Raw genomic sequence first — 21,865 nt, forward strand, 5'->3', positions numbered from 1 at the left:
ACTCTGGACTTTCTCTCATCCCCTTTTGCTTTCACTTTCCTATAGTCAGCACAAATGGAGACCGCCATGCACGCACGCGCATCACGCGAAACAGATCAACGCTACCGGGCGCTACGTCCCCGGCTACTGATGTGCATGGTCATTGGCTACGCCGCATTCTACCTGACGCGCAAAAGCGTCAACTACGTGCTCCCGGCGCTGCAAACGGATCTGGGGCTGGATAAAAGTGACATTGGCCTGCTGGGTTCGCTGTTTTATCTGACCTACGGCCTGTCAAAGTTCACCGCCGGATTATGGCATGACAGCCACGGGCAGCGGGCGTTTATGGGCATCGGCCTGTTTGCCACCGGCATCTTAAACGTGGTGTTCGCCTTTGGCGAATCACTGACGCTGCTGCTGGTGGTGTGGACGCTCAACGGGTTTTTCCAGGGCTGGGGCTGGCCCCCCTGCGCCCGCCTGCTGACTCACTGGTATTCGCGTAACGAACGCGGTTTCTGGTGGGGCTGCTGGAATATGTCTATCAACATCGGCGGAGCCATCATTCCGCTGATTAGCGCCTTCGCCGCCCACTGGTGGGGCTGGCAGGCAGCGATGCTGACACCGGGGATAATCAGCATGGCATTAGGGATCTGGCTCACCCTGCAACTGAAAGGCACGCCCCAGGAAGAGGGATTACCGACGGTTGGAGAATGGCGACAGGATCCGCTGGAACTGCGCCAGCAGCAGCAAAGCCCACCGATGGGGCTGTGGCAAATGTTACGCACCACCATGCTGAAGAACCCGATGATCTGGCTGCTGGGCGTGTCATATGTGCTGGTCTATGTGATCCGCATCGCGCTTAACGACTGGGGCAACATCTGGCTGACCGAAAGCCACGGCGTGAATCTGCTCAACGCCAACGCCACGGTGATGCTGTTTGAAGTCGGCGGCTTGCTCGGCGCGCTGTTTGCCGGATGGGGATCAGATGTGCTGTTCAGCGGTCAGCGCGCGCCGATGATCTTGCTGTTCACGCTCGGGCTGATGGTCTCCGTCGCCGCCCTTTGGCTGGCTCCGATTCACCACTATGCGCTGCTGGCGGCCTGTTTCTTTAGCGTGGGCTTCTTTGTTTTTGGCCCACAGATGTTGATTGGCCTGGCCGCCGTCGAATGCGGACACAAAGCAGCCGCAGGTTCGATCACCGGTTTTCTCGGGCTGTTTGCCTATCTCGGGGCCGCGCTGGCGGGTTGGCCGCTGTCGCTGGTCATTGAACGTTATGGCTGGTCGGGAATGTTCAGTTTGCTCTCGGTTGCCGCTGTCGTTATGGGTTTATTGCTGATGCCGCTGCTTATTGCAGGCATTACCCCTTCTCTCAGTCAAAGGATAAAACAATGAAACTGACGCTTACCTCTACCCTGATTGCTTCCACCCTCGCGCTGGCGGCGTTAAGCAGCGTTGCCCAGGCTGAAGGTCGTTTGGTGGTCTACTGCAGCGCCACCAACGAAATGTGCGAAACCGAAACTAAAGCCTTCGGTGAAAAATATGACGTGAAGACCTCATTTATTCGTAACGGGTCCGGCAGTACGCTGGCGAAAGTGGATGCCGAGAAGAAAAACCCGCAGGCGGATGTCTGGTACGGCGGTACGCTGGACCCGCAGTCTCAGGCCGGTGAGATGGGCCTGCTGCAGCCGTATAAATCACCGAACCTCACGCAAATCATGGAGAACTTCCGCGATCCGGCAAAAGTGAAAGGTAACCTCTCCTCCGCCGTTTACGTCGGTATTCTGGGCTTTGGCGTCAATACCCAGCGCCTGAAAGAGAAAAACCTACCGGTGCCAAAATGCTGGAAGGATCTGACTAAACCGGAATACAAAGGCGAAATCCAGATTGCCGACCCGCAAAGCTCCGGCACCGCCTACACCGCGCTAGCAACCTTCGCCCAACTGTGGGGGGAAGATCAGGCCTTTGATTACCTGAAGCAACTCAATGCCAACGTTTCTCAGTACACCAAGTCTGGTATTGCCCCTGCACGTAACGCTGCCCGTGGCGAAACGGCGATCGGCATTGGCTTCCTGCACGACTACTCGCTGGAAAAAGAACAAGGCGCTCCGCTGGAGCTGATTTCGCCGTGCGAAGGCACCGGCTATGAAATTGGCGGCGTCAGCATCCTGAAAGGCGCGCGTAACCTCGACAACGCCAAACTGTTCGTTGACTGGGTACTGTCAAAAGATGCCCAGGAACTGGCATGGAAGAAAGGCAAATCCTATCAGATCCTGACCAACACCACCGCCGAGACGTCACCGAACTCCCTGAAGCTCGACGACCTGAAGCTTATCAATTACGACATGGATAAATATGGTTCTACCGATGTTCGTAAAGCGTTGATCAATAAGTGGGTTAGCGAAGTGAAGATGGGTAAATAAAACATGATGACCTTCTTCGGATAAGGTTACGTAGGCCGGATAAGGCAACGCCGCATCCGGCAATGATCGTCACCCTGAATGCCGGATGGCGCACAAGCTTATCCGGCCTACATCAGGATTGAACACCGGAACCGCTATGTCACAGACACTTGCACTCCATCCCGTGAAAAAACGGGATGCGATATTCCTTTGGGTTTTACTCGGCTGGCTGGCGTTTGCCCTGTTGCCAAGCTGGAGCCTGGACTATGGACTGCTGGAGTCCACGCGCGAGGAAATACTCGCCGCCTACAGCTGGTCACATTTCAATATTAGCTGGTTGTGGTATCTGCTACCGAGCCTGCTGCTGGTACGTCCGTTCCAGGAAGCCAAACGCGAGCAGCGCAGCCGCCACACTCTCGACGCGAGCTGGTCGCTATTCTGTATGGCCTTTATTGTCGCCAGCGCCACCCTTGAAGGACGCGGCCTAGGCTATGCCACCATCGTGCTGTTTGTCGCGCTGGGCGCGATTATGACGCTGGCGCTCACCCGCCTCGAATGGCTGGGTGGCGACCGTTTCGTTATCGGATCGCTCACCGCCATTGTCGCGCTGATCGGGATTTTTATCGTCTGGCCGAGCATCGCGATTTTCATTCCCATGTTCACCAACGACGCCGGAGAGTTTGCCCCACTGGCGTTTATAAATGTGCTGTCGCAGGCGCATATCGTTCAGGTGATCCTCAACTCCATTATGCTGTCGATCGCCGTCGGCGTCGGCTGTACTTTCTTCGGTCTGGTGCTGGCGATTTACACCACTCGTATTGCCAGACGCAGCGCCATTATTGGCCGCATTTTCTCGATCCTGCCGATCGTGACGCCGCCGTTTGTCGTCGGCCTTGGCGTCACCTTAATGATGGGCCGTTCCGGTTACATTACCGAATTAATGGTGGACTGGTTTGGCTTAACCAACACCAACTGGCTGTATGGGTTTACCGGCATCTGGCTGGCGCAGGTGCTGGCCTTCACCCCGATGGCGTTTATGATCCTCGACGGGGCGATCAAAACCATTCATCCGTCGCTGGAAGAAGCGTCGTACACCCTGCGCGCCAGCCGCTGGCAGACCTTTAACGGCGTGTTTGTCCCGCTGCTAAAACCGGCGCTGGCAAACGCCTTTTTGATTGTCATTGTGCAGTCGCTGGCTGACTTCAGTAACCCGCTGGTGCTCGGCGGTAACTTTGACGTGCTGGCGACACAGATCTACTTCTACATCACCGGTTCACAGCTCGATTACCAGGCCGCCAGCACGCTCGGCGCGTTCCTGCTGCTGTTCTCCCTGCTGGTGTTCTGCGTGCAGTACATGTGGATCGGCAAACGCTCGTACGTCACCGTTTCCGGTAAATCATACCGTGGCGACGTGCAGCCGCTGCCGGTAACGCTGGTGTGGAGCGTGGTCGCGCTGCTGGCGGTATGGATCGCCTTTAACGCCCTGCTGTATGGCAGCATTTTCTACGGCAGCTTCACCGTTAACTGGGGCGTGGACTACACCCTGACGCTGGCGAACTTTACCAAGCTGTTTGGTCAGGGGATGAGCGACGGCGCGTGGCCTTCGCTGCTCGACACCCTGCTGTACGCCGGGATCGCCGCGCCAATCACCGCCATCTTCGGGCTACTGATCGCCTGGATTGTGGTGCGCCAGCAGTTTAAAGGCAAAAAAACTATCGAGTTCACCACCATGCTGTGCTTTGCCGTTCCCGGCACCGTGGCGGGTGTCTCGTATATTCTGGCCTTTAACAGCGCCCCGGTGTACCTCACCGGGACGGCGGCCATCGTCATTATCTCAATGGTGATGCGTAACGTGCCGGTCGGCATTCGTGCAGGCATTGCGGGCTTAGGGCAAATCGATAAATCGCTGGATGAAGCCTCGCTCAGCCTGCGTGCCGGTTCGCTACGGACCATCACGCACATCCTGCTGCCGCTGTTACGCCCGGCTATCCTCTCCGCGCTGATCTACAGCTTTGTGCGCGCCATTACTACCGTCAGCGCCATTGTGTTCCTCGTCACGCCAGATACCCGCGTCGCAACGGCCTACATTCTGAACCGCGTGGAAGACGGTGAATACGGCGTGGCCATTGCCTACGGTTCGATCCTGATCGTGGTGATGCTGGCGATTATTTTCATCTTTGACTGGCTGATCGGTGAATCACGTACCTCCCGTTCAAAAGCCAAAAACCCGGCGTAATGGAGCGCACTATGACTCAGAAAAATTTCGTTGAACTGCGCAACGTCACCAAACGTTTTGGCAGCAACACGGTTATCGACAACATCAATCTCACCATCCCGCAAGGGCAAATGGTGACGCTGCTTGGCCCTTCCGGCTGCGGCAAAACCACCATTTTGCGCCTGGTTGCCGGACTGGAAAAACCGAGCGAAGGACAGATTTATATTGATGGCGAAGACGTTACCCATCGTTCCATCCAGCAGCGCGATATCTGCATGGTGTTTCAGTCTTACGCCCTGTTCCCACATATGTCGTTGGGTGAAAACGTCGGCTACGGCCTGAAGATGCTCGGCGTATCGCGCAGCGAACTGAAAGCGCGGGTGAAAGAGGCGCTGGCGATGGTGGATCTGGAAGGATTCGAAGACCGCTATGTCGATCAGATCTCCGGCGGGCAGCAGCAGCGCGTGGCGCTGGCCCGGGCGCTGATCCTCAAACCGAAGGTGCTATTATTTGATGAACCGCTGAGTAACCTCGACGCCAACCTGCGACGCAGCATGCGTGACAAGATCCGCGAACTGCAAAAGCAGTTTGATATTACCTCGCTGTACGTGACCCACGATCAGAGCGAAGCCTTCGCGGTGTCCGACACCGTACTGGTGATGAACAAGGGACACATCATGCAGATCGGCTCACCGCAGGATCTGTACCGCCAGCCCGCCTCGCGCTTTATGGCGAGCTTTATGGGCGATGCCAACCTGTTCCCGGCCGCGTTCAGCGAGGCGTTTGTCGATATTTACGGTTATCGCCTGCCAAGGCCGCTGCATTTCGCCACCCAGGGAGAAGGTACGGTTGGCGTGCGTCCGGAGGCAATTACGCTCAGCGATCGCGGCGAGGAGAGCCAGCGCTGTGTGATCCAGCACGTCACCTATATGGGGCCGCAGTATGAGGTCACGGTAGAGTGGCACGGGCAGGAGATTCTATTGCAGGTCAACGCCACGCGCTTACAGCCAAACGCTGGCGAGCAGTATTACCTCGAAATCCACCCGTACGGCATGTTTATCCTGGCGGATGCGGCATAATTTGTGTCGGGCTACGATCAAACAACAGACCAGATAAAATTAATTTGATTATAGAGAAGGAAAAATCTTTATAAAATATTTATTAAGTGAATGCATATGAACTTAATTATTTCAAGCCTGAATCATCCTGAATTGGATTCAGGCTTTTTTATTGCTTATGCGATCAGCCGCACAACTTTTACAGAGGAAATAGTATGTCATCATGCTTTCAACGGATGAGAGAGATTCAAAAATGTATTTTCACCAGGAAGAAAATAAAATCACTCGATATATAAGCGAGCACGAATTATGGGTATTAGGTCGTGTCAGTGACATATACAACAAAAAAACGCATAAAAACGAAGAAATGTTAGAGCCATTGTGGAGGAAATACGATCGAAGTATCGAGGGCATTTTAATTTTTTATTCAAAGATGGAAGCATCAATTTACTCTGTTTACTTAGAGAAAAAATTTAATGAAAAGTGGAGCGTATATGCACTGAATGATTTTAACATTGGGGAAATGGTAAAAAACAATAAAGCCATCAAAAATAGCGATGATTATTATCTGCTGTTGAGTGCAGGATTATGGGCTGATAAACAATGCAATATTACATATCATGGTTATCATTTAGCTCAAGTTATAATCCCCGTCAAATATACCTTTAGCAGTTTCAGTGAAAATGAAAAATTCCCTACCCTAAAAATACCTGAAAAAGTTACAGATAGATTTCATCAAATGTGGAAGAAAAGATTCCATGATTTTCTAAGTCATACTCAATCGCAATGTAATTATCATAATGACTATTTAAAAGAACAAAGTTTAATCGCTTATAATAATATGCAACTCAAAGAGTCAAATAAAATCGAAGATTGTGTTTATATGGCAACATGGGAAAATGACTGGTTTTTTTGTAATCCAGAAAATTTAACTTTATTAAAATGAGACTTGTATGGGAATTGCCTATTTTTTAAGGGTCGGAGATAAAACAACCTGCGGTGGCACTATTTTAACAGGTTGTACTAATCATATACTCGACGGACAGCCAACGGCACGACATGGCGATAGCTATATATGTGGTAAAGATAAAAAACTCTACCACATCGCAGGAGGGCAACCAGGTTATTTTATACATGGTGTTCAGGCTGCCGGAACAGCACATAGCGTTGGCACATGCCCTTGCAAATGCCGATTTATTAACTCAATTTCAAATGTCAGTTATTTCTATGAGAGTGAAGTTCTCTCCGCACCTAAACCAGTCACAAACAGAGTGGTCTCTGTAACGCCGCAGAACGTACCAAAACCGCTCACGATGGCACATGGGCCATATTGTCCGACTGAAGCTGAAGAGGATAAACCGCCTCGTGAGCCTGTAGATGCGGGATTTTGTGTATTGCCCTATGAGACTAAACCATCAACGTATGAACCGTATATTTTTGTTAATCCCCCCGATGGTACGAGAGAGCTATATCACAAACTGAATCCTGATATGAAAAAACAACCTGGTTCAATTCTGATTGTTGTTGATCCTGAAAAGCAAGATCAGCAACAGATTGAAACATTGCAAAAAGCACGAGATCGAATTGATAAAGCTCTGGCCCCACTTACCTTGCAGGATGCAAAGTTATTGCATGATAACAGAGGAGCCGTGGATGCATTTTCATATCAACTTTTCGGTAATTATTTAGGAAATGCTGGAGATAGTTTTGGATATATTAGTGAGATAGGTAAAAGTTATTACGAAGAAATAAAACAAATATTAATTGAAATTCAGGAATTATATAAAGATACGTACACCCATAACAAAGGAATCATATCGGGGGAGGAATTTTTTGGTCAACGAGCAAGACTGTTTGAAAAATTAAATGTTATCTTAAATAAATTCTCCAAAACCCATCTTAATCTGGAAGAATATAATAGTATTAAAAAAGCTTTAGGTTTATCAACAAGCTCAATTATGCATAAATGGGATAAAACTGGAGTGGATAATATAGAGGGCTATGCTACATATATTGAAAATTCGGCAAAATTAGTTAAACTGATGAAAACCGTTGGTTTTGTTGGCATAGGTTTAGATTTCGCTGGATATACATCAAATATTTATGATGCCTGTGCAAAAGGCCGTGAAAGTGCATGCAAAAAAGTCGCTATTACTGAATATAGTAAATTTGGATTCAAACAGGCTAGTAGTATGCTTACTGGTCTGGCGGCTGGACGTGCAGCAAATGTGGTTTGTACGTGGGTATTAGGGCTTTCTACTATAGAAGCTGGAGGGGTCGGTGCTGCACTGTGTTTTGCTACAGGTGTTGGTGTTACTATTGCGTCAGGTAAGATTGCAGAAAAATATGGCGAGGACGCTGGTGAAAAATTAGGTAATTATGTAGGAGATCATATTATATATGAAAATATTTTTCATTGAAAATGATGAAGTTATAAAAAACTTAATTTGCCTTGCGTTTGCATTTGATTTTTTAATATTCATGATATGTTATTTTTACAATAAAAAAGCATACAAAAAAATAGTTGAAATATACGAGAAAGAGATAGGTCCCCTACCGCTTTCAACAAAGTTATGCAAAGATGCAAGTGTTTTTTCTACTCCATATTTATATAATGCGAAAGTTAGTTTTATAACTAGAAGCTTAAACTTTAAATACCATAAGCATTTACATCATGGTATAAGCATAGAAGGGTATAATCTAATAAGAAATCTTCCAAAAAAATTAACACTAGGATTTAGAATTGAATCATTATCATTATTGATTTGCATTCCAATAATGATCGGTTTTTTTATCATTTTCTAAATAAAGGGACTCCATTGGAGTCCCTTTATTTAATTTTATTTCAATGCACCCTATATTTGGTCAACAATCCGGTCGTAAGTAGCAGCAGGTAATAACCCACTCACAAAAAAATTTGGATTCACTTTAGGATCGGCTGCTGGCGAGTGTGGCCTGTTACCTAAAATCACAATAGCCATATCGCCACATCATTCACTGTAGACCCGATAAACTCTCAGCTTCGCGCTTTTAGCGCGGCAATATCCGCAGGCGTGGTGCGACAGCACCCACCAATCAACCGGGCGCCCGCCGCACGCCACTGCGGTAGATAATCCACCAGCTGCGCGCAATGATCACCGTGATGATGCCAGGTTTTGCTCACCGCATCGTACTGCTCGCCCGAGTTCGGATACACCACCAGCGGCAGCGCCGTTAAGCCATGCAGATGCTGCAACGCCTCAGTAGTGTTTTCCAGCGCAATGCAGTTGATACCAATAGCCAGCACCTGCGGGTAGTTTGCCAGTAACGCCACCACTTCGCGCAGCGGCGTGCCGTCGCTCAGATGTGCGCTATCACGCAGGGTAAACGAGAACCATGCCCGCGCACGCGGATACGCGGTCAACAACTCAGCCAGTGCGCGAATTTCGGCAAAATTCGGCAGCGTTTCGCAGGCTAACAGGTCAGCTCCGGCGTCCAGCAGCGCTTCAACACGCGGGCGATGAAACGCCTGGAACGCCTCGACGCTGCACTGGTAATCGCCACGGTATTCCGAGCCATCGGCCAGATACGCGCCGTAAGGCCCGACGGATCCCGCCACCAGTAACGTCCCGGCCTGCGGATTTTCCGCCAGATACGCCTCACGCGCTTTACGCGCCAGCTCCACGCTTTTGCCAATCAGCGCTTTCGACTGCGCGTCATCCAGGCCGAGCGCGACAAAACCCGCAGGGGTTGCCTGATAGCTGGCGGTGATTGCGCACTGCGCCCCTGCCCGGAAGTAATCCAGGTGAACTTCGCGGATAAGCGCCGGGTTTTCTACCAGCACCCTGGCAGACCACAGGCTGTCGGCTAAGTTACACCCTCGCGCTTCCAGCTCCGTCGCCAGAGCACCATCCAGCAACAGGAAATCCTGTTTATCGAGGAGGGCGCGTAACGGGTTATTCTGCGACATGGTGTGGCTCCTGTTTTGCGTTACGGGGTTGAGTAAGGAAATAAGCACCATAACACAACGCGACAAACGGTAACCCGCACCACAACGCAATTCTCTGCGCGGGATCGAAGGCCAGGCCGACACAGGCCACCAGGCACAGCACAAACCCCAGTACGGGCACCAGCGGATACCACGGCGCACGATAATGCAGTTCACTCACAGCCTTTCCTTGCTGTAAGTGACGGCGGCGAAAAACAAAATGCGAAGCGCAGATGCTCAGCCACACCGCCACCACCGCAAACCCGGAGATCGCCGACAGCGCCACAAATACCGTATCCGGGGCGATCACGCTGGAAAACAGCGCCAGCACGCCGCCGAGCATGCTGACCGATATGGCTGTCAACGGCACGCCGTTTTTGGTTACTCGCGCAAAACAGGCGGGCAGCGTACGTTCATTCGACAGCGACCACAGCATGCGCCCGGAAGCATACAGTCCTGAATTCGCAGCCGAAAGAATGGCCGTCAGGATCACAACGTTAAAAATATCCGCCGCATATGGAATCCCCACCTTCTCAAACACCAGCACAAACGGGCTTTTCTCCACTCCCGCCTGCTGCATCGGGATCAATGCCGCCAGCACAAACACGGTGCCAATAAAGAAAATAATCAGTCGTGCGATAGTGGTACGAATCGCCACCGGAATCACCTTGCGTGGGTTTTCCGTTTCGCCTGCCGCGATGCCGATAAGCTCGGTTCCCGAGAAAGCAAAGTTCACCGCCACCATGGTCATCAGGATCGGCAGGCCACCATGTGGAAACCAGCCTTCTGCGGTGATATTGCTCAACCCCGGCGCGGGTGAACCATCCTGCATCGGGATAAAGCCAAATATCGCCGCCCCGCCGAGGATTATAAAGGCGATGATGGTGATGACTTTTACCAGCGAGAACCAGAATTCCCCTTCGGCAAAAAAACGCGTAGAAATGACGTTCAAGCCAAAGATAACGACGCAGAAAACCACGCACCAGATCCACACCGGCACCTGTGGGAACCAGTACTGCATGCAGAAACCGGCGGCGGTAAAGCTGGAGCCAAGCGCCACGGTCCAGGTCAGCCAGTAGAGCCAGGCGACAGTGTAACCCGTCGCCGGGCCGAGGTAGCGCGCGGCATAAACGTGAAACGCGCCGGTTTCCGGCATCGCCACCGACAGTTCACCCAGACATTGCATCACCAGCCAGACCACCAGCGCGCCAATCAAATAGGCCAGCAGCGTCCCCGCCGCCCCGGTGGTGGAGATGATGTACCCGGTATTAAAGAATAACCCTGTGCCAATCACGCCACCTAAAGAGAGCATAATCAGGTGACGCGTTTTCATTGTGCGCTTCAGTGGCGCATTTTGTTGTGTTGTTTGCATATGACCTTCTAAACGTATGGACATCTAAACATCCAAAGAAGGTTTGTTATACCGCGTTTATAAACACAATGCAAAGTTAGCCCTGCACCAGACGCAGATGCCCGCGCCGGGCGCTCAACACAGGACGAGGATTAACAATAAGATACAAAAAAGGTCGCCAGGCCATAACGCCTCCGCTATCAGGGTTTATTCAACTCTGGCAACGGAGACGTCCAATGACGTTCCCCCGAAAGTAGGAACCGCGCGTCACACCTCATACGTCCGGATGAGCGCACGGTCAGGAGTCGCTGGCTTGAACCTGTATCTGTGATTTACGGCTCATCAGCACAAACACCGCCAGCCCGGCCAGCAAAATACCCGGTGCGGAGGCCGCCATCACGCCTACCGTTCCAGTGCCCAGCGCCAGCATTTTCCCCGCCAACAGTGGACCACTCATCGCCCCGAGGCGCCCAACGGCCACCGCGGTGCCTACGCCGGTGGCGCGGATGGGGGTGCTGTAAAACAGCGGAGCCAGCGCATACAGCACGCTTTGGCCGCCGGTGGCAAACATCCCTGCGACAAATCCGGCCACCAGCATACCGCTCAATGACGACACCGTACCGAGCGCCAGCAGTGAAGCCAGCATCCCGGTGTAAATCAGTAGCGACATCACCACCGGGCGCAGTTTATCCATCAATGCACCGAGGATTAACGTCCCGCTGGCCGCGCCGATTTGCAGGGCAAACATCACGCCCGCCGCCTGTGAGGGACGAAAGCCCTGTTCAACCAGCAGCATCGGCAGCCAGTTGATCAGCATATACACCACCAACAGGGTGAAGAAATAACACAGCCACAGCAGCAACGTGGCGGTCGCGGTGGCAGGGGCAAACAGCGCACGCAACGGTGCGGCGGCGGCCTGCGTTTGCTGGGCATACACATGTGATTCCGGTAGCCAACGCATCAGCAACGGCACCAGCAGCAGCGGGATCACCCCACCAACCCAGAACACAGTTTGCCAGGCGGAGGCCACACCGCTAAAACCCAACGCCGCCGCCAGCGCTGCGCCAATCGGCACCCCGCAGTACATCAGGCTCACCGCGGTGCCGCGAAAGCGCGGGCCTGCGGCTTCGGAGGTCAGTGCGATCAGGTTCGGCAACGCCGCCCCCAACCCGACACCGGTCATCAGGCGGGCAAACACCAGCGACGAGAAATCCCAGGATATCGCCGTCGCCAGCGAAAACAGGCCAAACAGCGCCACGGAGCCAATAAGGATCCGCTTGCGCCCATAGCGGTCAGCCAGCATACCGCCCACCAGCGCGCCGGGCAGTAATCCCAGAATACCGGCGCTGAAGATCCAGCCCATCTGCATTTTATCTAACGCAAAAGCCTGGGCGATGCCGACGGCAGCGATACCGGCGGCCTGTAAATCCAGCCCTTCCATCAGGGCGACTAAAAAACACAGCCCGACGGTCAGCGTCAGACGGGAGGAGGATGCGGGGGTACGGGTTGTCATGAGGTGTACCTCTGAGGTCACGATGCAGGTGAAGCGCGGCTGATACGTTGCCAGCCGCGTCATTATTTTTATTTGCTGTTACGCAGATCCAGCGCCACGTCGACGATCATATCTTCCTGGCCGCCCACCATTCGGCGTTTGCCCAGTTCAACCAGAATATCCACCGCGCTCAGACCATAGCGCGCCGCCGCCACTTCGCAATGACGCAGGAAGCTGGAATAGACCCCGGCATAACCCAGCGCCAGCGTTTCGCGATCCACCCGCACCGGGCGGTCCTGCAGCGGACGGACTAAATCGTCGGCGGCATCCATCAGCGCGTAAAGGTCGGTGCCGTGTTGCCAGCCGAGCTTATCCGCAGCGGCGATAAACACCTCCAGCGGCGCGTTGCCCGCCCCTGCGCCCATGCCCGCCAGACTGGCATCAATACGGTCACAACCCTCTTCCACTGCGGCCAGGGAGTTCGCCACACCGAGGCTCAGGTTGTGGTGAGCATGCATCCCGGTTTCCGTTTCCGGCTTCAGCACCGCTTTCAGGGCGCGGAAGCGATCGCGAATGTCCGTCATGTTCATTGCCCCGCCGGAATCGACCACATAGATACAGGTCGCACCGTAGTTTTCCATCAGCTTCGCCTGCTGCGCCAGTTTCTCCGGCGTGGTCATGTGGCTCATCATCAGAAAGCCGACGGTGTCCATGCCCAGCTCGCGCGCATACTGAATATGCTGGGCCGACACGTCCGCTTCGGTGCAGTGGGTCGCCACGCGCACCACCCGCGCACCGGCCTGGTACGCGTTTTTCAGGTCATGAATCGTGCCGATACCCGGCAGCAACAGCGTGGCGATTTTGGCGTGCTCCACCACGTCCGCCGCCGCTTCAATCCATTCCAGATCGCTGTGCGCGCCAAAGCCGTAGTTAAAGCTGGAGCCCTGTAACCCGTCGCCGTGCGCCACCTCAATGGAATCGACACGCGCATCGTCCAGCGCTTTAGCTATTTGGCGGACGTTTTCCAGCGAATATTGATGACGAATAGCATGCATGCCGTCACGCAAGGTCACGTCAGAGATATAGAGTTTTTTACCGTTCATGCTGCTTCTCCTGCCTGACGCGCGAGTGACTGTGCCATCTTTTCAGCGGTCGCCAGCGCGCTGGAGGTCATAATATCGAGATTGCCCGCGTAGGCTGGCAGGTAGTGCGCCGCACCTTCCACTTCCAGATACACCGCAGTTTTCAGGCCGGAGAACTGGCCAATACCCGGCAGATTCACCGGTTTATCCTGTGGGATGACCTCAAACTGCACGCGCTGTTTCAGGCGGTAGCCCGGCACGTACGCGTGTACCGCCGCTGCCATTTGGTTAATCGACGCCTCAATTTCTGCCTGAGAAGCCTCTTCGCTCAGCACATACACCGTGTCGCGCATCATCAGCGGCGGCTCCGCTGGGTTGAGCACAATAATCGCTTTGCCTTTCTCGGCACCGCCCACCACTTCAATCGCCTTCGAGGTGGTTTCGGTAAATTCATCAATATTGGCGCGCGTGCCCGGTCCCGCGGACTTGCTGGCAATAGAGGCGATAATCTCGGCGTAATACACCCGCGCCACGCGGGACACCGCCGCCACCATCGGGATGGTCGCCTGGCCGCCGCAGGTCACCATATTGACGTTCAGCCGATCCACGTTGGCCTCGAGATTCACTACCGGCACGCAGTACGGGCCAATCGCCGCCGGCGTCAGGTCGATCAGGCGGATCCCCGGCTTAACCGCGCGTAAGGCGGCGTCATTTTTCACGTGCGCACCCGCGCTGGTGGCGTCAAACACGATGTCGATATCGGCAAATTCCGGCATTGCCATCAGCCCCGTTACCCCTTCATGGGTGGTGGCGACGCCCATGCGTCTGGCGCGCGCCAGACCGTCGGATCCCGGGTCGATACCGACCATCACCGCCATCTCAAGCTGCTTGCCGTGACGCAGAATTTTAATCATCAAATCGGTGCCGATGTTACCGGAGCCGATAATGGCGACTTTACGCTTACTCATGACTGACTTCCTTTTGTAACCGCCGCAGAGAACGTGGCGGCGACTGAACCAATACCCTCGATATGGGCCTCAAAACGATCGCCCGCATTTACCGCGACCATCGGGCCTAACGCCCCGGTGAGAATGATGTCTCCGGCGCGTAGCGGCTCGCCGAGGCTGGCCATTTTGCGCGCCAGCCAGACGGCAGCGTTGATCGGATGCCCCAGACATTCGCTGCCGCGCCCGCTGGAAACCTCCTCGTTATTACGCGTCATTTTCATCGTGCAGTTTTTCAGATCTAACCCCGCCGGGCGCTGCGCCGGGCCGCCAACCACGTACACGCCGCAGGAGGCGTTGTCCGCCACGGTATCAACAAATTGAATCGACCAGTCGCGAATACGGCTGCCGACCACTTCCAGTGCGGGCTGCACCCACTCGATGGCGTTAACCAGCTCATCAAACGTGGTGTCGGTCGCAGGCAGGTCGCGGTTCAGCACCAGCGCAATCTCCGCTTCAATCCGCGGTTGCAGCACGCGCTCAAACGGGATGGTGTCGTTATCGCCGTAACACATGTCGGCAAACAGCGTGCCGAAGTCGGGCTGACTGACCCCCAGTTGCTGCTGGACTTTCGGGTGCGTCAGCCCCACCTTACGCCCAACCACGCGACGCCCCTGCGCCACGTCGTGCTGCACGTTGATGTGCTGAATGGCGTAGGCCGCCTCGGCGTTGTCCACACCAATCAATTCGCGCAGCGGGGCAATCGCGACACCCTGCTCCTGTGCCTGGCGTAAATCAGCGGCTAACTGTTCAAGATTACGATTCGTCATTTCCGTTCCTTAAGGTCGCGCGAGGAAGTTCAGCACCAGCTGATTAAAGGCGTCCGCATGTTCCCACTGCGCCCAGTGCCCGCAGTCGCGGTAAATGTGCAGCTCTGAACCCGCAATTCCGGCGAGCAGGCGCAGCCCGGCGTCCATCGGCACGAAGCGATCGTTGCGTCCCCAGACAATCAGAGTCTGGGCTTTGATCTCCGCCAGACGCGGACTAAAGTCCGGGAACTGTTTTGGATTGGCTTCCAGGCTCTGGACAAAGTTTTCCAGGTGATCGCGACGCGACAGCATGTTATTGAGTCGTGCCTCAAACAGCGCGTCGGTCAGGTCGCTGGTGTCGAACACAAAGATGTCCATCATCAACTTCAGATTCTCGATGGTCGGCTCGCGATACAGCTGGTTCAGGCGCTTGATGCCTTCAGTTGGCATCGGCGTAAACAGGCTCATACCGCCCGTCCCACCGCCCATCAGCACCAGCTTGCCCACGCGCTCCGGCCAGCTCAGGGTGAACGCCACGGCGCTGTGGCCGCCCATCGAGTTGCCCAGTAAGTGGACTTGCTGAAGATCCAGCTGATCGACCACACTTTTCAGGATGCGAGCGTTCAGATCTGATCGCGACCCGCGGTTAACGATCCCATCGCTTTTCCCCCAGCCCGGGCAATCCAACAGGATCACCCGGTAACCGGCCTCAACCAGCGGATCGATATTGCGGCTGAAGTTGGCCCAGCCCGTGGCGCCCGGGCCTGATCCGTGCAGCAGCACAACGGTCTCTTCGCCCTGCCCACAGTCATTGACATGTACGCGTAGGGTTTCGCCAGCTTCCTGCACCTCAAGAAAACGGCTGCTGGCGGCTTCGGTTTGCGGTTGGTAAGTCATGATGTTCTCCTGCATGTTCAGTTCTATTTCAGTTCTGTGTGGCGGCGCTCAACGAGCCAAATCCAGCGATCCACTCCGGGATCGGACGGTAGTAACGGCCTTCGCTGCGCCAGTGACCAAAAGCAGAAATAGCGGCGAAGGCGGCAACCCAGGTTTTCACTTCGTGCGTCGATTTGCCCGCCATCGCGGACAGCTCTTCGTTGCTGACGCCGTCCAGTTCCGCCAGACGTCCCTGCTCAAGCAGAGTCATAAAACGGTTATCCCAGACGGGGTTGAGCGGGTGTAGCGTGTTCTGATCTTCAACAAACTTTTCGGCGGCGCTGATCACCCGCTGCTGGCGTAGCTGGCGTTCGTTTTCTGGCAACTGCTTACCGCTGCCAAGCAGACGGTCGCGCATGTGGGCGTCGGCCTTCGCCAGCTCGGGCACCGGCGGCTGGTGCGACAGCCCACCGGAGCCTATAAACAGCACGCGTTTATTTAACGAGCTGGTGAACCGACCAATCGCCTCGCCGAGCAGGCGAGTGCGCTGGAAGCCCGGCAGCGGCGTGGCGACGCCGTTAATAAACACCGGCAATACCGGGACCTTATCCAGCCCGCCGAGCAAAAACTCCAGCGGCTGAGCAAAGCCGTGATCGACCTGCATGTTGTACGACACGGCAAGATCGATGCCGCTTTTCATCACCGCGTGGGCGCAGGCTTCCGCGAGATCCGCCGGCACCGGCAGTTCTCCCGCCGCGCTGCCAAAATCACCGATCGCCGTGGCGCCAATGCCTAAGCAAAACGGCGGCATCACATCGTAGAAAAAACCGTTGTAGTGATCGGGGGCAAACAGCACCACCAGTTCGGGATCGAACGCCGCAATGCGCGCACGGGCGCTGGCGATCACCCCGTTGACCTCGTCGAGCACGGCCTGTGCCGGGTCGACATAGCCCACCAGCGGCGAGTGGGAAAGACAGTGAAGATAAGCGTGCATATCAGGCGACCTTTTCGACAGGAACCGCGACATGAGTGCGGGTGAGCGTCATCACCGACGCCAGTTTATTCAGGGTGCTGCCCAGGGTTTGCGGAATGGCAACCGCAGCAACGAAGCGATCCGGACGCATCACCACCAGCGCGGCGTTATGTTGAGCAAACCACGCGCGCAGGCGATTTTGCGTATCACCAATACGGATAACCCCGTCGTGGTTATCCTGTGAGGTATTGATCTGAGTGTCCGGCACCACCTGGATAAACCGCGTGCCGAGCGCGCGCCACAGCTGGATTTGCTCGTCACTCATACCCCACAGCGGATTACAGCCCCAGCCAATCACCGCAAAATTCGGCCCGATGACGTTGTCGAGCAGCGTCACGTCACCCGTTTCCAGCGTCACCTTTGGCTGAATAAACATCTTGCCGACCGGGGAGGCTTTCGCGTCGCCTTCACGCACCAGCGCCCCGACGTGATATTGCGGCATCGGCTTGAAGCGCATTTCGAGGAAGTAGCGTTTGACCGGCGGAATGTAGTTCAGCAGCCAGGAAATGCCGTCACGCACCGCGCCATGCCAGCGTTTCGGCGGTGCCAGCACGTTGCCCGCAGTCACCGACAAATCAATCATGGCTTTGGCGTGATCGCGGCGTTCCTGCTGGTAGGTGTCCAGCAGCGCATCACCGGCTTTGCCCTCAATGACCAGCGCCAGTTTCCACGCCAGGTTGAAGGCATCGCGCATGCCGCTGTTGTACCCCTGCCCCTGCCAGACCGGCATAATGTGCGCGGCATCGCCCGCCAACAGCACGCGGTCAATACGAAAACGTTCGGCCAGACGGGCGTTATGGGTATACACGCGCTGGCGGATCAGCTCGACGTTGTCCGGGTTCGGCAGCACTTTGCTCAGCAACTGGCGCATATTCTGCGGCTCGCTAAGCTGCGCTTCGGTTTCCCCCGGCATCACCATAAATTCAAAGCGGCGCACCGCGTGCGGCAGTGCGGCGGAGACATACGGACGCACCGGATCGCAGCACAGATACACGTGTGGGGTGCTGAGCGGATCGTTGGCGATATCCACCACAATCCACTGATTTGGCGCGGTTTTACCTTCGAATGGCACATTCAGCGAGCGCCTGACGACGCTGCCGCCGCCGTCGCAGGCCACCAGCCACTGGGCCTGCACCGTTTCACGCTGACCGTCCGGTGCCTTCAGGTTCAGCGTCACTTCGCCATCCTTCTGACTGAACGCCTCCAGCTCGCGAGAGAACAGGCAACGCACGTTGGGAAACCGCGACAGCCCTTCCAGCATCACCGCGTCTACCTGCGGCTGAATAAACGCATTACGGCGCGACCAGCCAAACTCGTCGGTCATCGGCTGGATATCAGCAAAGCAGCGGCCCTTGGGGGTAAGAAAGCGCATCGCATGCCATGGCGTGGTGTGCGGCAGCACGTTATCGACCAGACCGACGGACTGCAGGGTGCGCAGCGCTTCATCGTCAATGCCGATGGCGCGCGGATAGTCGATCAGCGCATCGAGCTTCTCCACCACCAGCACCTCAATGCCCATCTGGCCGAGATAGTTCGCCATCATCAGCCCCACCGGACCGGCTCCGGCAATCGCCACCTGCACGGTGTGTTGCACAGCGGGTTGGATATCCGGGTTTATCGTTGTCATTTCAGAACCTCACTACGCGGACAAAACGTCATGGCAGCCTCTGGAGAGACGCCCTTACTTTGTTAAAAATATGTGAATAATTTTTTATTGTGCGGTCAGTATAGGAGGGTGTTTTTGCGCTACAATCAAAACATGCCTGGATGTGCACTTAGTGCACAACGTTGTTTTACCTGTAGATTTGTCAACGAATATGAAAAATGACGAGAGTACCGAATACAAAACCGTGCGCGGATTAACCCGCGGGTTAATGTTATTAAATATGTTAAACCGGCTCGACGGTGGGGCCAGCGTTGGTCTGCTGGCAGAGTTGAGCGGCCTGCACCGCACCACGGTCAGACGACTGCTGGAAACGTTGCAGGATGAGGGTTACGTCCGGCGCAGCCTGTCCGATGACAGCTTTCGCTTAACCATCAAAGTTCGCCAGCTCAGCGAGGGATTTCGTGACGAGCAGTGGATTTCCGCGCTGGCCGCACCGCTGCTGGGGGATTTACTGCGCGAGGTCATCTGGCCGACCGACGTTTCCACGCTCGACGTCGATGCCATGGTGGTGCGTGAAACCACCCACCGCTTCAGCCGCCTGTCATTTCACCGGGCGATGGTCGGGCGTCGTCTACCGCTTCTGAAAACCGCCTCCGGCCTGACCTGGCTGGCGTTTTGTCCGGAGAATGAACGTCAGAAGCTGATCGAAATACTGGCATCGCGACCGGGAGAAGAATTCCAGCTGGCGCGCGAACCGCTGAAGCTGGACGCCATCCTGACCCGCGCGCGCAAAGACGGTTTTGGACAGAACTATCGCGGCTGGGATCAGGAGGAGAAAATCGCCTCTATCGCCGTGCCAATCCGCAGCGAACAGCGGGTGATCGGCTGCCTGAACCTGGTGTATATGGCCAGTGCGATGACCATCGAACAGGCCGCGGAAAAACACCTTCCGGCCTTACAAAAAGTGGCGAAGCAGATCGAAGACGGCGTGGCGTCGCAGGAGATTTTGGTTGCCGGGAGGTGAGATGGATCACATTTCCCCTCCCCTTCTGATTAAGAGCCACGTTCACTGCGCAATGTGTCGTCGTTATCTGCCAGCAGAGACGTTCGCGATTTACCGTTTCTGATTTTTCCATCAATACCAGGTTGAGGTTTACCAAACAGATAGCCTTGTGCGAAATCGCAGCCCAGAGCCTGAAGACTTTCCAGTTGTTCCTGCGTTTCAACCCCTTCTGCAACCGCCTTCATATTGAGAGATTTCGCCATACCGGTGATAAGTTTGATGATGTTAAGGGCGTCTTCCTGTGTAGATATCGAATGCACAAAGGACTTGTCTATTTTGATTTTATCGAAGGCAAGCCTGCTCAGCCGCGAAAGCGAAGAGTATCCCGTACCAAAATCATCAATGGAGATTTTCACGCCCAGGGCTCTGAGCCTGTTAAGCGTATTCATCGGCGTATTGCTGTCAGTAAAGAGAGAGGATTCCGTCACTTCCAGTTCAAGACGGTCAGCCGGAAGTCCTGTTTCTTTCAGAATAGACAACACTATTCCGGCAAAGGCTTTGCTGCTTAGCTGGACAGGCGAGACATTGACTGAAATTTTAACCGGAACCGCCCAGGAAGCCGCTTCCCTGCAGGCCATTTCAAGCACCGATTTCCCCATCTCATTAATCATTCCTGTTTTTTCAGCAACAGGAATAAAGCTATCCGGCGACAACAGGCCTTTAAGAGGATGTATCCAGCGGATAAGGGCTTCATAGCTGTAAATTTCCCTGCTGAAAGAATCTACAATCGGCTGGTAATAAACCACAAATTCTTTATTCGCTATCGCCATCGCCATATCATGCTCAAGGGTTCTGCTTTCTTGCAACTTATCTAACATGCGTTGCCGAAAGACTTTTATCTTACCAGACCCTTCTTTTTTGGCTTCATATAGGGCGAGATCGGCAAATTTATAAAGATAGTCGGAGCGGCGTTCAGTTTCGGAAATAACAATGCCAACGCAGGTGGTAATGTTGATAATCGTGTTATAAATCGTGTAGGGCTGGTTGATAAAATCACATACTTTTTGCGCGCGAGAAACAGCATGACTCTCAGTCAGACCTGTCGAGAGAAACGCAAACTCATCCCCACCTAAGCGATAAAGCGTATCTGAAGTCAGGCTCATCGAAACCAGGCGATGGGATATCTGACGTAACAATGAATCACCGACATCATGACCATACGTATCATTGACCTCTTTGAATCGGTCTAAATCGAACAACATCACTGTCACAGAACTACTATTCTTTTCTGCCGTCTCGATGGTTTTATTTAAATCTTCCCAAAAAAGCTGGCGGTTATTCATCTCGGTAAGAGAATCATGGTAAACGTCATATTCCAGTTTTGTATTCTGGATTTGCAGTTTTTCTTTAGATTTCTGCAATTCTTCAGCAAGACGCTTAACCTGAAGATGCGCCTGCAAAATATTTCTGTTCTGATAGAATATCAGCACGCCCAGTATCGCACTCAGTATGATCAGCAGTACTGAGATCGCTGAATAAATATAGTACAGCGCTTGAATTTTGAGGTTTGTACTATTAATCGAGTTAACATCTTTATTTAGCGCACCGGATGAAAGACGACCTAGCGGCGCATCCAGCGCATGCATTTTTTTCAAGTATGTCTGGAGCTCTGGACGATTCATTTTCTCAAGATGAACATCCAGATAGTTAAGTGTGTTTTCCAGTTGTAAAGCCAGTTCACCATGCGCTTCATTATTTTGTATATAATGCCCCAACTCACCTTCTTTCATTAAATCATTCTGGCTGAGCATGATGTCGAGGCGCAGACGTACATCATCGAGGTTCATAGAATCATCGATAGTGTAAAGACCAAGCCATGACTCAAAACGGTAGTATTCTGATACCAGTTGTGCAGCGGACCATGAATCGGTGTAGTGAGTCAGTTTCTGTAACTCTTGTTGCCGTTCATGCACGAGGTAAGAGATATACCCGGTAGATATAAAAAGAGAAAATATGATGCCCGCCAGTATTCTGTTCATGATGTTCTTCTG

General features: G+C 53.9%; 17 protein-coding genes and 1 pseudogene. 7 read left to right on the forward strand and 11 right to left on the reverse strand.

What is annotated here, in order from left to right; translation table 11 throughout:
- Positions 1-66 precede the first annotated feature (66 nt).
- The 6 genes from uhpC to FDW98_RS03815 all read left to right on the forward strand — a co-directional run bounded on the left by uhpC (position 67) and on the right by FDW98_RS03815 (position 8,071).
- A complete protein-coding gene (gene uhpC, locus FDW98_RS03790; RefSeq protein ID WP_096758128.1) occupies positions 67-1,371 on the forward strand; it encodes an MFS transporter family glucose-6-phosphate receptor UhpC in 1,305 nt (434 codons plus the stop codon).
- Positions 1,368-2,399 (forward strand): ABC transporter substrate-binding protein, encoded by a 1,032-nt coding sequence (locus tag FDW98_RS03795; RefSeq protein WP_096758129.1) that lies wholly within the window; start codon positions 1,368-1,370, stop codon positions 2,397-2,399. Before uhpC ends, FDW98_RS03795 begins: the two co-directional genes overlap by 4 nt.
- A 136-nt stretch (positions 2,400-2,535) precedes the next feature.
- Positions 2,536-4,614 carry an iron ABC transporter permease gene (locus FDW98_RS03800; protein ID WP_096758130.1) on the forward strand — a complete coding sequence of 693 codons (2,079 nt, stop codon included), beginning with the start codon at positions 2,536-2,538 and terminating at the stop codon, positions 4,612-4,614.
- Positions 4,615-4,625: 11 nt separating this feature from the next.
- Positions 4,626-5,672 (forward strand): ferric ABC transporter ATP-binding protein, encoded by a 1,047-nt coding sequence (gene fbpC / locus FDW98_RS03805; protein WP_096758131.1) that lies wholly within the window; start codon positions 4,626-4,628, stop codon positions 5,670-5,672.
- Positions 5,673-5,874: 202 nt separating this feature from the next.
- The gene (locus FDW98_RS03810; RefSeq protein WP_226794583.1) at positions 5,875-6,597 is read left to right on the forward strand and encodes a hypothetical protein; all 723 of its coding nucleotides are present in this window, start codon (positions 5,875-5,877) and stop codon (positions 6,595-6,597) included.
- Positions 6,598-6,604: 7 nt separating this feature from the next.
- On the forward strand, positions 6,605-8,071 hold the full coding sequence (locus tag FDW98_RS03815) for a PAAR domain-containing protein (protein ID WP_137398735.1): 1,467 nt from the start codon (positions 6,605-6,607) through the stop codon (positions 8,069-8,071).
- A 435-nt stretch (positions 8,072-8,506) separates the two neighbouring features.
- Here the strand turns inward: FDW98_RS03815 and FDW98_RS23565 are convergent.
- The 10 genes and pseudogenes from FDW98_RS23565 to FDW98_RS03865 form a co-directional block, all read right to left on the reverse strand.
- Positions 8,507-8,632 (reverse strand): annotated as a pseudogene (locus FDW98_RS23565) (hypothetical protein); the annotation flags it as partial.
- Positions 8,633-8,667: 35 nt separating this feature from the next.
- A complete protein-coding gene (mmuM, locus tag FDW98_RS03825; RefSeq protein ID WP_096758133.1) occupies positions 8,668-9,600 on the reverse strand; it encodes a homocysteine S-methyltransferase in 933 nt (310 codons plus the stop codon).
- Positions 9,587-10,990: an S-methylmethionine permease gene (gene mmuP / locus FDW98_RS03830; RefSeq protein WP_096759463.1), complete on the reverse strand. Its 1,404-nt coding sequence runs from the start codon at positions 10,988-10,990 to the stop codon at positions 9,587-9,589. The genes mmuM and mmuP overlap by 14 nt, the downstream gene beginning before the upstream one ends.
- Positions 10,991-11,267: 277 nt before the next feature.
- Complete coding sequence (gene mhpT / locus FDW98_RS03835) at positions 11,268-12,482, reverse strand: 3-(3-hydroxy-phenyl)propionate transporter MhpT (RefSeq protein ID WP_096759464.1); 1,215 nt, start codon at positions 12,480-12,482, stop codon at positions 11,268-11,270.
- Positions 12,483-12,550: 68 nt separating this feature from the next.
- Positions 12,551-13,564, reverse strand: coding sequence for a 4-hydroxy-2-oxovalerate aldolase (mhpE, locus tag FDW98_RS03840; RefSeq protein WP_096758134.1), 1,014 nt, complete (start codon positions 13,562-13,564; stop codon positions 12,551-12,553).
- A complete protein-coding gene (gene mhpF, locus FDW98_RS03845) occupies positions 13,561-14,511 on the reverse strand; it encodes an acetaldehyde dehydrogenase (protein WP_096758135.1) in 951 nt (316 codons plus the stop codon). Before mhpF ends, mhpE begins: the two co-directional genes overlap by 4 nt.
- Complete coding sequence (gene mhpD, locus FDW98_RS03850; RefSeq protein WP_096758136.1) at positions 14,508-15,317, reverse strand: 2-keto-4-pentenoate hydratase; 810 nt, start codon at positions 15,315-15,317, stop codon at positions 14,508-14,510. The genes mhpF and mhpD overlap by 4 nt, the downstream gene beginning before the upstream one ends.
- A gap of 9 nt (positions 15,318-15,326) precedes the next feature.
- Positions 15,327-16,193, reverse strand: a complete 867-nt coding sequence (gene mhpC / locus FDW98_RS03855; RefSeq protein WP_096758137.1) for a 2-hydroxy-6-oxonona-2,4-dienedioate hydrolase — start codon at positions 16,191-16,193, stop codon at positions 15,327-15,329.
- A gap of 28 nt (positions 16,194-16,221) precedes the next feature.
- Positions 16,222-17,166: a 2,3-dihydroxyphenylpropionate/2,3-dihydroxicinnamic acid 1,2-dioxygenase gene (gene mhpB / locus FDW98_RS03860; protein ID WP_096758138.1), complete on the reverse strand. Its 945-nt coding sequence runs from the start codon at positions 17,164-17,166 to the stop codon at positions 16,222-16,224.
- Between the two features lies 1 nt (position 17,167).
- Positions 17,168-18,832 (reverse strand): bifunctional 3-(3-hydroxy-phenyl)propionate/3-hydroxycinnamic acid hydroxylase, encoded by a 1,665-nt coding sequence (locus tag FDW98_RS03865; protein ID WP_096758139.1) that lies wholly within the window; start codon positions 18,830-18,832, stop codon positions 17,168-17,170.
- Positions 18,833-19,022: 190 nt separating this feature from the next.
- Here FDW98_RS03865 and FDW98_RS03870 point away from each other — a divergent pair, with 190 nt between their 5' ends.
- Complete coding sequence (locus FDW98_RS03870; RefSeq protein ID WP_212726257.1) at positions 19,023-19,835, forward strand: DNA-binding transcriptional regulator; 813 nt, start codon at positions 19,023-19,025, stop codon at positions 19,833-19,835.
- Between the two features lie 29 nt (positions 19,836-19,864).
- Here the strand turns inward: FDW98_RS03870 and FDW98_RS03875 are convergent, their stop codons facing one another.
- Complete coding sequence (locus FDW98_RS03875; protein ID WP_096758141.1) at positions 19,865-21,853, reverse strand: bifunctional diguanylate cyclase/phosphodiesterase; 1,989 nt, start codon at positions 21,851-21,853, stop codon at positions 19,865-19,867.
- Between the last annotated feature and the right edge of the window lie 12 nt (positions 21,854-21,865).

The sequence above is a fragment of the Citrobacter sp. wls711 genome, from assembly GCF_005281055.1.
Lineage (GTDB): Bacteria > Pseudomonadota > Gammaproteobacteria > Enterobacterales > Enterobacteriaceae > Citrobacter > Citrobacter gillenii.